The following is a 13993-nucleotide window of genomic DNA, read 5'->3' as shown; positions in this document are numbered from 1 at the left end:
AATCAGGCATCAGCGCATTAGCAAGGAAGAAGATTGGTGGGATAAGATGGACTTTCCCTCTCTGCTCCCCGCTGCTCTAGGATCGGTCGTCAAAGCCTGCCGTTCGGTGAAGAGATATGTGGTGGCGATATTCCGTGTTTTCGTATTTGTGAAGCTGGGTACTGCTTTGCAGAATTCTGCTGACCGCTCCTGTCCGGACGGGAGCGGGGGGGGAGTATAGGAGAAGACCTTGCGCAAACAGGAGATTTACTTTTCTGACCTCTTTCCCTGCCTAGGATTTGGGAAGGAGGTCATACTTTTGTGAAAATCACCGGCTCTTAAGAGGACTTCTGATTTACCCCTCCATATATTAAAAGGCCTTTTCGGGGGTAAAATCACAACCAATTTTTAAATATTTAATGGTTTGCTAATAAATAAAGGCACGTAAGGGTGCCCGTGGCTGGCAGAGAGGCTTACAGCTATCAGGTTACCGGGCCATCCTGCGGCACCGTCTTATGGTTTCTGACAGCGGCTTCCATACGAAAATTCTCCCGGGGTCAATGATTTTTTTGAAATTTTTTGTAAGAGGGGGTGACTACTGAGGAATTTTTGCGATATTAGGTTCAGAGGGGTGAATGAAAGACCTCATGAGACGTTCTGAAAGTCTTCCAAATGTTTCCTTCCATCCATGGTACAGAAGGAAATGGGGAAGACAGGAGGAACCGGGAAATTTCCCTTTCAGGAGCCCCTCCTTTCCCAAAGAATCCGTCCGGACGGGGAATGAAGGAAAGAAAAGCAAGACAAAGAAAAAACAGAAAAGCAGAATGGAAGCGCAGTCGCAGGACTTTCCTCCCTTGACGAGAGTTTCGGCGGGCACTGAGCGGAGAGGTCCGAATAGGTATGGGTGATCACCGATACCGGTCTCTTCGAGACCACAAATCCGGTGCAGACTGCCAAGGCGCGGACGCCGATTCACCGGTTGAACTTACCTGGTGCCCTTCCGGATGCTTTTCTGTTTTTTGCGTGGGTGAAAAGAAGATTGTTTCTACTCATTTGTATATATGTCCTCTTAATCGTCATCTTGAACGGTGGCGGATGGAAGCTTATACAGAACAATAAGTTAAGATTCCTGCTTTAGGGACATATCCTGTCATACTCTTCCTGTACCATAGGGATAGGGCATTTACTCTGTGGTATACCGGCCTGGCCGGGGAGGTGTGCTATGAATGATATAGACGGCGGTGTAGGAATGCTGGCTATCCAATTCCTGATTTTCCTGGGAGCCGTGGAGGGACATCTGGAATTCTGCATAGTCATCCTGATGGCAGAAATGATGCTGATAATCTTGGCTATTCCCGCCGTTATCCTTTGGGGGATCAAAACCATTTTCGGTACCACTGCTGCCGTGGTGGTTGGAATATTGGGAATTGGTATCTATCTGTGGATACGGCATGAGGATAAAAAAACAGGAAAAGAAACTAAAAAAATGAGACATCAGCAATCTGAATTGTTCGTGTTCTTGCGGAACCCGTGGCGCTTTACTCTTAAAACCTGTAAAATAGAAAATATATAGCTATAGAAAAAACGAATCAAATCATTCTTTGCATTTGTATGAAGAGGAACCTGCGGATGGACACGTTTAATAATACGACTAAGGTAGTCAAGGATGACCTGACGAAGAAGATCAAAGAGGGCAGCAAAATTTCTATTGCGGCTGCCTGTTTTTCCATCTATGCGTATCAGGCTTTACAGGAAGAATTGGAAAAGTGTGATGAGTTCCGGTTTATTTTTACTTCACCCACCTTTGTAGCGGAAAAAACGCCTAAAGAACGGAAAGAGTTTTATATTCCCCGTCTCCGCAGGGAGAAGAGCCTGTATGGTACGGAATTTGAAGTCCGGCTCAGGAATGAACTGAAGCAGAAGGCCGTGGCGAAGGAGTGTGCCGACTGGATCCGCCGCAAAGCTGTTTTCCGGACCAATACGACCCGGGAAGGCATGAACAACTTCATGGTTGTAGCTAATCCCGATGAATGCTATACCTATATGCCCATGAATTCTTTTACTGCCGTGGATATTGGCTGTGAACGGGGAAATAATATCAGCAACATGGTGACTCGGTTTGAGAATCCGGCAAGCCGGGAATTTCTAAACCTCTTTGAGACCGTATGGCAGGACAGGCGAAAGCTGTCCGATGTGACCAATGAGGTCATTGATATGATTTCCACGGTGTACCAGGAAAACCCACCGGAATTGATCTATTTCATGACGCTTTATAATATCTTCAGCGAATTTCTGGAAGATATTTCTGAAGATGTGCTGCCTAACGAAGCTACGGGATTCCAGGACAGTGCTATCTGGCATAAACTGTACAATTTCCAGAAAGATGCAGCCCTGGGCATTATTAATAAGCTGGAACAGTACAATGGCTGTATTCTGGCCGACAGCGTAGGCCTTGGGAAAACCTTTACGGCGCTGGCTGTAATTAAATATTATGAAGGAAAAAATAAGAACGTCCTTGTCCTTTGCCCAAAGAAACTGTCGGAGAACTGGATGACCTACCGCGGAAATCTGGTCAATAATCCACTGGCGGCTGATCGTTTCCGGTATGATGTCCTCTTCCACACAGACCTTTCCAGAAACAGCGGTATGACCGCCATTGGCCTTCCCATTGACCGCATTAACTGGGGAAATTATGACCTCGTTGTCATTGATGAGAGCCATAATTTCCGTAATGGCAATGGGACGAACAGCCACGGCGGCGAAAAGGAAAATCGGTATATGCGGCTGATGAACCAGATTATTCGGCCCGGCGTCCGCACCAAGGTACTCATGCTTTCTGCCACCCCGGTCAATAACCGGTTCTATGACCTTCGTAACCAATTGGCCATTGCTTATGAAGGAAATCCTGATGAAATCAACGACAAGCTGGATACGAAGTCCGATATAGATACCATTTTCCGACAGGCCCAGACAATATACAATGCCTGGTGCAAGCTGCCGGAAGATGAGCGGACCACGGAAAACCTGCTGGATCGATTGGATTTTGATTTCTTCGAAGTACTGGATGCAGTGACGATTGCCCGCTCCCGCCATCACATACAGACCTATTACGATATGGCAGATATAGGTACATTTCCGGAAAGATTGAAGCCCATATCCCTGTATCCTAAATTAACAGATAAAAAAGACGCCATTAACTATAAAGAAGTCTATGAATGTCTGGCTGACTTACATCTGACCATTTATACACCGACCCAGTACATCCTTCCAAGCTGCCTGTCCAAGTACCTGTCAGAAGAGGAAACGGCTAACTTCCGAAAAGGCCGTGAATCCGGTATCCAGCGCCTCATGAGCATCAATCTGCTGAAGCGCATGGAAAGTTCTGTTCATTCTTTCCTCCTTACCATACGAAGGGTAAAGGCTTATCTGGTTCATACAGCACAGATTATTGACCGGTTCCAGCAGAACGGTACCGGAAATCTGGAAGAAATGACGGATCTCTCTGAAACAGCAGGGGATTTCGATGATGATGACCGGAATACAGATTTCTTTACCGTTGGGAAAAAGGTCCGGATCGATATCCGTGACATGGACTATGTGACCTGGAAGCGGGAAATGGATGAGGATATTGAGACTCTCTCCGTTCTTATCGGTATGGTAGAAGATATCACGCCGGAGTATGATTATAAACTAAACCAGCTCATGCATATTATCCGTGACAAAGAGGCCCATCCCATCAATAAGGGAAATAAAAAAATACTCATCTTTACCGCATTTGCGGATACAGCTGAGTACCTTTATGAAAATATTGCGCCCCGTGCAAAGGTGCTGGGACTGGAAACAGCTCTTGTGACGGGGAGCGTAGATGGCAGGACGACGATTCCTGGTTTCAAGGCGGAAATGAACCATGTATTGTCCTGCTTCTCTCCACTTTCCAAAGACAGGGATATTCTGTATCCGAAAGACAAGGATCATAATATCGACATCCTGATCGGTACGGACTGCATTTCTGAAGGCCAGAACCTGCAGGACTGCGACTACTGTATCAATTATGATATTCACTGGAATCCGGTGCGCATCATCCAGCGCTTTGGCCGAATTGACCGTATCGGCAGTCAAAATAAAGTAATCCAGCTCGTAAATTTCTGGCCGGATTTGTCACTGGATGAGTATATCAATCTGAAAGCCCGGGTAGAGACGCGCATGAAGATTACCGTTATGACTTCTACCGGCGATGATGATCTTATTAACCAGGAAGAGAAAGGAGATCTGGAATACCGCAAAGCCCAGCTGAAGCGTCTGCAGGAAGAGGTGGTGGATCTGGAGGACATGAATTCCGGCGTGTCCATTATGGATCTGGGACTGAATGATTTTCGAATGGACCTTCTGGCCTACATGAAAGACCATAAGGATATCGACCACATGCCCTTTGGCATTCATGCGGTGACCCAGGGGGAAAAGCCGGGGGTTATTTTTGTCCTGAAAAATGTAAATTCCCATATCAATATCAAGAATCGGAACCGCCTTCATCCCTTCTATATGGTCTATGTAGGGCAGGATGGGGAAATCGTTACGAATCATCTCCAACCGAAGGATACATTGGATGCCATGCGTCATATGGCCAAAGGAAAGTCGGAGCCCCTGGACGACCTGTGCCGGCGGTTTAACAGGAAGACGAAGGACGGCCGGAAAATGGACGCCGTTTCTACACTCCTGCAGGATGCCATCAAGTCCATAATCAATGTGAAGGAAGAAGAAGATATTTCCAGCTTTTTCTCATCCGGTGAAACGACTTTCCGGTCCGGCGGATTTTCAGGGCTGGAAGATTTTGAACTGATCTGCTTTATGGTGGTGATGTAAATGATCAATTTCCCAGGCAGTACAAAAATAGGGAGACGAATTCCCAAAGAAGCTTTCTACAGGCATTTGGATCTCACGGCATCCTTGAAATCAAAATTTGTAACCGATGTGGATCACATCGTGGTAGAAAACAGCCTTACCAGGGAGAGCCTGCGTCTGGCAGAAAGCTCGGATGTAAGGGAAATCCTGCTTCTGTCCATAGCATTGAAGAAACAGGACTTTGATGGGAAAATCGTCGAAGCCATTGCTCGGCAGAATCAACATAAACTGCTATTCCGCCTGGTTTATGAGGGGCAGGAACAGCTGGCGGTGTATGAGGGGAAACTCTATCGGACAGCATGGAAAGCGTCGGGAGAAAGTGACCTTACCTTGCATGGCGATACGATGACTGCTATCTGGGAGGACCTGGTCCGGCAGATTGCCCTCCGTCCAGAAATAAAGATGGAAGAAGGAGAGTCCCTGTGCCAGCAGCTCAAAAACCAGGATGTAATAGACCAATTGCAGAAACGAATCCAAAAACTGGATAAAGCTGCATGGAAAGAGGAGCAGCCGAAGAAACGTTTCGCTCTGTATACAGAAATGATGGAATTGAAAAAACAACTGGAGGAATTGACACATGGATAAACTGAAAATGCATACACCGGACAGGGCAGAGGAAAATTTCAGGAAACTGGCTGCCCTTTTCCCCGATGCCGTAACGGAAAGCCTGGATGAGAACGGGCAGGTAGTCCGCGCCATCGACAAGGATGTGCTCATGCAGGAAATCAATACGGAGGTGGTGGAGGGGCCAAAGGAACGGTACCAGTTCACCTGGCCGGACAAGAAAAAGGCCATGCTTCTTGCCAATGAACCCATTGCCAAGACCTTGCGATTCCAAAAAGAAAAATCGGTAGGCCGTGATGGAAAAATTGGGGGGGGTAGATAGCCAGAATATCTATATCGAAGGGGACAATCTGGATGCCCTGAAACTGCTGCAGGAAACCTATCTCGGCAAGGTGAAGATGATTTATATTGACCCGCCCTATAATACGGGAAATGATTTTATCTATGAAGATGATTTTTCCCAGAGTGCCAAAGATTATGCGGGCAATAGCGGACAAACCGATGAGGAAGGAAACCGTCTCGTACAAAACAGCGAAAGTAATGGGCGCTTCCATACCGACTGGCTCAATATGATATATCCAAGAATCAAATTAGCGAGAGATTTTCTGACTAATGATGGGGTTATATTTATTTCTATTGATGAGAATGAAAGTGCATCTTTAAAATTAGTGTGTGATGAGGTATTTGGACAGCAGAATTTTATCGCGCAACTTGTATGGAGCGGCGGTCGTAAAAATGATTCTAAATACATATCTGTATCACATGAATATATCTTATGCTATTTTAGAGATCTGAATTTTATTAAAGATCATAAAATAGTGTGGAGAGAAAAGAAACAAGGATTAAAAGAAATTTATGCGGAATATAATAAGTTAAAAGAGGAATACAAGACTGACTATCAAACCATTGAGCTTAAATTAAAGAAGTGGTATAAAAGTTTACCGGATGATGCACCTGCTAAGGAGCACTCCCATTATAATAAAGTTGATGAGAAGGGAATATATTTTTCAGATAATATATCTTGGCCTGGTGGTGGAGGACCTAGATATAAGTTAATACATCCTTTAACAGGATTACCGGTGAAAATTCCTTCACGTGGATGGCTTACAAATGAAAAGACAATGCAAGAATGGATAAAGGAAGGCCGCGTGGATTTTGGAAAAGATGAGACATATGTTCCAACACTCAAGTCATATCTCAAAGATCGAGAATACGCGGTTCCATACAGTGTATTTTATAAGGATGGTCGCGCATCTTCCAAAAGGTTGGCTGCCCTTTTTGGGGCGAAGATCTTTGAAAATCCTAAAGATGAGGAAGTTATACAACGCTTAATCGAATTTAGCGGGACAGATGATGGCGATATTATTATGGATTTTTTCTCTGGCTCAGGAACTACGGCTCATGCGGTTTTCCTAGCAAACATGCATCAATCCAAAAATAGGAAATTTATTATGATTCAATTGCCTGAAAAAATCAACCCTTCTAAAGCGGGTGCAGGAAGGAAAATACGGGAGGAAATGGGGTCAGATATTGATTATGGGTTCCGATGCTTTACGGTTGATTCGTCCAATATGAAGGATGTATATTATCGTCCCAATGATCTTGACCAAAACACCCTGTTGGATTATGCAGACAATATCAAGGATGACCGGACTCCAGAAGATTTATTGATTCAAGTCATGCTTGATCTTGGGATACTTCTTTCCTCAAAGGTAGAAGAAGTAGAAATCGATGGAAAGAAAGTATTCTCTGTGGCCGACGGCTATCTCATGGCCTGCTTTGACCGGGATGTGACAGAAGAAACGGTGACAGCCATTGCCAAGAAGCGTCCCTTCTATGCGGTATTCCGGGACAGCAGTATGGCCAGCGACAGCGTGGCTGTGAACTTTGACCAGATTTTTGAAAACTATAGTCCCCAGACAGTAAGGAAGGTGCTGTGAATGACTGATAAAAAGCCGGATGCATCACTCATTGACGATCTCAAACATATTATCAGCAAAGGCCGGGGCACAGCTTACCGGGCTGCCAGTAAGGCCATGATTGCCACCTATTGGACTTTGGGTAAGCGCATCGTCGAAGAGGAGCAGAAGGGGATCACCAAGTCAGAACTTTATGGAAAGAACTTTATGTCTGCCCTTTCACTGGCTCTGACCCGGGAATATGGAAAAGCTTTTTCGGAACGAAATCTGTATTATTACGTAAAGTTTTATCAGTATTTTCCTCATTATGAGATTTTGAACACGCGTGTTCAAAATCTCAGCTGGTCCCATTTTCGAGCGCTTCTTCGCGTTTCTGATGAAACGGCCCGTCTCTGGTATTTGAAAGAAGCATCCGATGAAAATTGGGGCGTTCGTACGTTAGACCGGAATATCAGCACCCAGTATTATTACCGCCTGCTGAAAGCCCCGGCTAAGGATAAGGTCGTCGCAGAGATGAAGGACAAATCAAAGGAAGTTGAGAAGCATCCTTTTGAGATGATAAAGAATCCTGTCATGGCGGAATTCCTTGGCTTCCGCACGGAAGATTCTTTTCTGGAGTCAGACCTGGAATCGGCTATCCTGTCGCATATCCGTGATTTCCTGATGGAAATGGGGCGGGGCTTCGCCTTTGTAGCCCGTCAGCAGCATATTGTGACGGAGACGGAAGATTACTATATTGATCTTGTTTTTTATAATATCGAGCTTCGCTGCTATGTCCTCATTGATTTTAAAATGGGAAAAATTACACACCAGGACGTGGGCCAGATTGACATGTATGTGCGGATGTATGATGAATTGAAACGGAAGAAAGGAGATAATCCGACCATCGGTATCCTGCTCTGCTCCGAAACGGATGAAGATATTGCCAGGTATTCCGTCCTTCACGATAATGACAGGCTTTTCATGTCTAAATATCTGACTTACCTCCCCTCCAAAGAAGAACTGAAGGAGGAAATCGAGAAGCAGAAGCAGATCTTTTATCTCCAGCATGAGTATTCCGGCAAGGAGGATAGAGACTGATGGCAGGCATGAAATTTAAATTTACTATCCAGCAGTACCAGACCGATGCCGTAGATAGTGTGGTCAGGGTCTTTGCAGGCCAGCCTTTTCGGGACAGGATGCGGTACCGCCGGGATACCGGAGCGCATACACAGGAAGTCAATCTTTTTGGGGATGAGGGGTTTGGCAATGCTCCGGTTGTTTTGGATAATGCAAAGCTCCTGGCAAATATTCACGAAGCCCAGCTCTCCAATAATGTAAAAGAATCGGATACCCTGGTAAAGCCCATGGGCGCCTGCTCCCTGGATGTGGAAATGGAGACGGGCACAGGCAAGACCTATGTCTATATCAAGACCATGTTTGAACTGAACAAGCGGTATGGCTGGAGTAAGTTCATCGTAGTAGTACCGTCCATCGCTACCCGGGAGGGGGTAAAGAAAAGCTTCCAGACCATGGAGGACCATTTCATGGAACTCTATGGGAAAAAGGCCCGTTTCTTTGTATATAATTCCAAAAGACTGACGGATATTGATACATTCAGTTCCACGGCTGACCTTTCCGTCATGATTATCAATACCCAGGCCTTTAATTCCTCTTTCAATAAAGACAAGAATAAAGAAGGCCGTGGCGGTGACCAGGCGGCCCGTATCATATTCAGCGAGCGCGATGATTTCGGCTCCCGGGTGCCCATGCAGGTCATCGCAGCGAACCGGCCCATCATCATTATGGATGAACCCCAGAAAATGGGCGGCGATAAGACCCAGAAGGCCCTGAAAGAATTCAATCCGCTCTTTGTGCTGAACTACTCCGCCACCCATAAAGAGCACCATAACCTTGTCTATGTGCTGGATGCGGTAGATGCGTATCGGATGAAGCTGGTCAAGAAGATCGAGGTCAAAGGTTTTGACATCAGGAACCTTCGCGGCACGGAAGGATATCTGTACCTGGCGGAGATTCTGGTTTATCCGGATAAACCGCCCATGGCGCGCCTTGAATTCGAAATCAGCTACAATAAATCCATAAACCGGGAAATGAGGAAAGTGGGAGTAGATTTTGATCTGTATGCTGCATCTAAAAACATGGAACAATATAAAGGGTACCATATCAGTGATATAGACCCGGTGAACAACGTGGTTACTTTCACCAATGGTGTAGAAATCCATACAGGGGAAATTCTTGGCGACGTCCATGAGAAAGATATCCGCAGAATCCAGATCCGCGAAACTATCCGGTCCCATTTTGAAAAAGAAAAGGATCTCTTCAATCGCGGCATCAAGACGCTGTCCCTGTTCTTCATCGATAAGGTGGACCATTACCGCCGATACGATAAAGAGGGAAATGAACTGCCTTCGGAGTACGGGAAAATGTTTGAAGAAGAGTACAATGATATCCTGAACGAATATATCACTCTCTTCGATACGCCGTACCAGCAATATCTGAAAGGTATCGATACCCACAAAACCCATGCCGGCTATTTCAGCATTGATAAAAAGGGACATGCCGTAGACAGCAAGGTGAAGCGGGAAACCGATATGAGTGATGATGAATCGGCTTATGACCTGATTCTCAAGGATAAGGAAAGGCTCCTGTCCCTGGACAATCCGGTACGTTTTATATTCTCCCATTCTGCCCTTCGCGAAGGTTGGGATAACCCCAATGTTTTCCAGATCTGCACCTTGAAACAGGGGGGAAACAGTACTACTAACAAGCGGCAGGAAGTGGGCCGGGGCCTCCGGCTTTGCGTTAATCGGTTCGGCGATCGTATGGATGCCCATGTCCTGGGATCTGAAGTCCAGAATATCAATAAGCTTACTGTTATTGCCAGTGAGGGGTATAAGGACTTCGTTTCTAATCTGCAGAACGATATGAAAGAAAGTCTTTATGACAGGCCGACCAAAGCAACCTATGAATATTTCAATGGCAGAAAAGTGAAAGTGGGAGAGACTGTTTATACCATTGACGCAAATCAGGCTAATAGCATCCTGTTTTATCTGGGTACGAATGGCTATATCGATGAACAGGGGAAAGTGACCGATGCTTATCGAGCAGATGCGGCAAATCACTGCCTGGCGGAGGTACCGGCTGCACTGAAACCGGTAGAAAAGGCAGTGCATGTGCTGGTGCAGGCAATCTTTGATGACCACGTCATGGAATCCATGATTGAAGATGGCAGCAAGACCAAAATTCCGGAAAATAAGCTGAATGAGAACTTCTTCAGAAAGGAGTTCCAGACACTATGGAACTATATCAATCACAAATATTCCTATACCGTCCATTTTGACAGCCAGGAGCTGATCCATAAGGCAGTAGACCATATCAATGACAGACTGTTCGTTTCCCAACTTCAATACACTGTGACGGAAGGTACACAGGGAGAAGATTGGGATAAGGACAAAATTGAGGCAAAGACCGGTTTTGTTGGTGAAAAGAGCCATACCTATGTCCTCTCTCGTGGAGAAACCAGCCAGGTAAAGTATGATCTCATCGGGAAAATCAGTGGGGCAACGCATCTGACCAGGCGAACGGTAGCAACCATTTTGAAAAACATATATCCCCAGAAATTTGCGATGTATAAAATCAGTCCTGAGGAATTTATTTCCAAAGTGTCCAGGCTGATTAATGAAGAAAAGGCCACCATGATTGTGGAGGATATTACCTATAATCCTACTGAGGGAACCTATGACTCTTCCATCTTTACGGCGGAGAAAAACAGGGATTTCAATAAGGCCTACCGGGCGAAGAAAAACGTGCAGGACTATGTATTTGCTGACGGTACTGCAGAACGGTCCGTGGAACGGCGATTTGCGGAAGACATGGATATGGATGACAAGGTAGTAGTGTATGCAAAACTGCCACGGGGATTCCAGATTCCCACACCCGTTGGAAACTATGCGCCGGACTGGGCCATAGCCTTCAAGAAGGGCACGGTAAAGCATATCTATTTCATAGCGGAAACCAAGGGTTCCATGGAAAGTATGGACCTCCGACCAATAGAACAGGCGAAAATCAGCTGTGCAAAGAAACTGTTCAATGAATTATCTACGGATGATGTGGTCTATGAACAGGTAGATTCTTTCCAAAATCTGATGAATATAATGAATAGCATATAAATGAGTAGCAGCAGTAAAACAGATGGAACCGTGAATTGTAATGGCTTGCGGCTTTATCGTTTTACATTCGACGGGAGAAAAAAGGGTCGGCGGAGCCGCTGGAACTCAACTCTCAACTCTTTCGCAGTATCCGGGGATCAATCAACTCAACCGGTATAGCTGAATATCAGCAGGAGGCAGACTATGAAAAAAGCTCTTCTTTTGGCAGCGGTCCTGGCAGCCCTGTCCTTTGGGACGGCGGACGCCAGCCAGTTTGTGATGGTCCAGAAGTCCATCGTGCAGGGAGCCTATGCCGGTGTCAATTCTGCGGACTTTAAGGAAGGGAAGAAGACGGTGCGGTTTATGAGTGTCTCCGAGGAACCCGATGACTATACCCTGAAGGCCATCAGCAAGCCGAACTGGCTCCTGAATTTTGATACCTACTGGACCTATTCTGTGAAAGCCTCTTCCCCGAAGGCGGCGCCGGACTATATCATCGAGCAGTATCGGGACGTGGATACGGGAAAATACTTCTATGGGGTGAACGATATCCGCTTCAAAGAAGAGGGGAGGAGGGCGTTCCTCCTGGGCTTCGATGAGAAGAAGAAATCCCTGATCACCTACATCGACAGCGATACCATGGAAAAGCCGGAGCATTCGGCGCCCGGCACCTATGTAAGAAAGGGAAGCCTTTTCCTGGGGGTCGGTGAATATGGCGGCAACTGGAAGACGATGCCTGCCTATAAGCTGGACTGGTCTCCGGAGGCGAAGTGGTTCAGTTATGAATACTTCGAACACGTGGCGGAGTCGCCCTACTGGTAATGGAGCAGGAAGAAGGAGAATAGAAAAGCCCACGGGCTTTTGCCGGAAATCCGGCGGGGCCTGTGGGCTTTTTGTGTGGCTGGATGCGTACGAACGGGTAGGGCCTTGAGCTGGTGGATGGTCGGTGCTGTAGCGACTGGCTGGCGGTCCGGCTGATAGACGATAGATGATAGAAAATAGAAGATAGATGTGATAGGCCCTGCGGGCCGGGGGTCATGTGGCTGAGTGACGTGCGAACGGGCGGGGGCTTCTAGCTGCTGGCTTTTAGCAGCTAGGAAAGCTGGTTCGCTTGCGGCGGAAAAGATAGATTTGAGAATTGAGAGTTGAGAGTTGAGGTCAAGCGGCTTCGCCGCAAAATTTCAGCCTGCGGCGTTTCCAACAGAATCTGCGGTCTATGGGGGTGTAACACGGTCACAGGCATTTACCAGAAAGATTTCTCGACTCATCGAAGCTATAGCGATTTTTGAGGATAGAGCCACTTAGTATGCTGCCACTCGAGGGGAAGCGTGTCACTGGATTCTCGGTCGCCTACGGCTCCCTACGAATCCAGTTCCCTTGCCACCGCTCGAAATGACGGGGGATGTGCAGAGTCACCAGGCCAGGCGGTGAGGGCCACAGATGGGTTTCTGGTCCGAAGGGCCTGTTCCGCTCAAGGCGTCATCCGTTCGCACGTACACTCAGCCAGCCCGGCGCCGCAGGCGAAGAACTTGGGGCTGTGAAATAATTGAATTAAAACAGTCTCCAAAAAGGTGTCTAACTCAAACGAGTCAGACACCTTTTTCAGTGGTATTATAGTATTATAATGGAATACAAAAATACCAGTTATCATTGTACCCCACGGCAGGGCTTTTTGCCACTGTGTATTGCATCTTATCTGCCAATTGATGACCCTGTTTTTGAATTTGACCATTTAATGGAGGCTATAGGATTAAGAAAATATCTTCCGGTACAGTCCCACTGCTCTGCGGGCCGCATCGGATACAATCCGGTCATTTTACTTAAACTCGTGCTTTTCGGATTTATGCAGGGGTATTGTTCTTTACGAAGCCTGGAGAAGGCCTGCCGTACAGATTTACGATTTATTTATCTGTCAGGCGGTCAGGCTCCCAGTTACCACACTTTTGAAAACTTTATCAACAAAGTTATGGCCAATTGTATTGAGGACATTTTCAATGCGGTTAATGCTGAAATTTTTGAGGAAGACCACGTAGATCTTACCCATCTCTACATTGATGGCACCAAAATGGAAGCCAATGCCAATAAATACAGCTGGGTGTGGAAGAAAACGGCCATAAAGTCCCGGTATCATCTGTATGAGAAGATTACGTCACTTCTGAAGGAAATCAACCAAAATCTGGCAACAGAACAAGCAACAATAGAAACGAGTACTGAATACACCCCGGATTATCTGGAAGAACAGCTGGAGGCTCTTGAACGCTTCTGGGAACTGGATGAAAAAGAATTTGTCCATGGTCCGGGGCATCGCAAGACTCCACAACAGCGTATGTGTGAAAAGCTAAAAAAATACACGGATAAACTGAAGGAATACGGAGAAAGAATAAGGATCTGCGGTCCTAATCGAAACAGTTACTCAAAGACTGATCCTTCAGCTATAGTAAACGACAAAAATAATTTTATTTAAAGCTGCACAGGGTTCGAAGC

At 46.3% G+C, this 13993-nt stretch carries 9 protein-coding genes; all 9 read left to right on the top strand.

Annotated features, from left to right (window positions below; all coding sequences use genetic code 11):
* The first annotated feature begins 1201 nt into the window (after positions 1 to 1201).
* The 9 genes from QZR21_RS05085 to QZR21_RS05045 all read left to right on the top strand — a co-directional run bounded on the left by QZR21_RS05085 (position 1202) and on the right by QZR21_RS05045 (position 13973).
* The gene (locus tag QZR21_RS05085) at positions 1202 to 1552 is read left to right on the top strand and encodes a hypothetical protein (protein WP_296098777.1); all 351 of its coding nucleotides are present in this window, start codon (positions 1202 to 1204) and stop codon (positions 1550 to 1552) included.
* 56 nt (positions 1553 to 1608) lie between these two features.
* A complete protein-coding gene (locus QZR21_RS05080) occupies positions 1609 to 4839 on the top strand; it encodes a helicase-related protein (protein WP_296974098.1) in 3231 nt (1076 codons plus the stop codon).
* A complete protein-coding gene (locus tag QZR21_RS05075; protein ID WP_296974095.1) occupies positions 4840 to 5463 on the top strand; it encodes a DUF4391 domain-containing protein in 624 nt (207 codons plus the stop codon).
* Entirely contained in the window at positions 5456 to 5764 is a 309-nt protein-coding gene (locus tag QZR21_RS05070) for a hypothetical protein (RefSeq protein ID WP_296098768.1), read from the top strand. The genes QZR21_RS05075 and QZR21_RS05070 overlap by 8 nt, the downstream gene beginning before the upstream one ends.
* Entirely contained in the window at positions 5739 to 7382 is a 1644-nt protein-coding gene (locus QZR21_RS05065; RefSeq protein ID WP_296974101.1) for a site-specific DNA-methyltransferase, read from the top strand. The genes QZR21_RS05070 and QZR21_RS05065 overlap by 26 nt, the downstream gene beginning before the upstream one ends.
* Entirely contained in the window at positions 7383 to 8441 is a 1059-nt protein-coding gene (locus QZR21_RS05060; RefSeq protein ID WP_296098766.1) for a YhcG family protein, read from the top strand.
* Positions 8441 to 11530, top strand: coding sequence for a type III restriction-modification system endonuclease (locus QZR21_RS05055; protein WP_296974091.1), 3090 nt, complete (start codon positions 8441 to 8443; stop codon positions 11528 to 11530). The genes QZR21_RS05060 and QZR21_RS05055 overlap by 1 nt, the downstream gene beginning before the upstream one ends.
* Positions 11531 to 11713: 183 nt before the next feature.
* Complete coding sequence (locus QZR21_RS05050; protein WP_296098762.1) at positions 11714 to 12331, top strand: hypothetical protein; 618 nt, start codon at positions 11714 to 11716, stop codon at positions 12329 to 12331.
* A gap of 850 nt (positions 12332 to 13181) precedes the next feature.
* Positions 13182 to 13973 (top strand): transposase, encoded by a 792-nt coding sequence (locus QZR21_RS05045; RefSeq protein WP_296974087.1) that lies wholly within the window; start codon positions 13182 to 13184, stop codon positions 13971 to 13973.
* Positions 13974 to 13993: the final 20 nt, after the last annotated feature.

It is taken from the genome of uncultured Dialister sp. (assembly GCF_900541605.1).
Lineage (GTDB): Bacteria > Bacillota > Negativicutes > Veillonellales > Dialisteraceae > Dialister.
The sequence above is the reverse complement of the archived record's forward strand: the minus strand, read 5'-3'. Positions and strand labels throughout refer to the sequence as shown.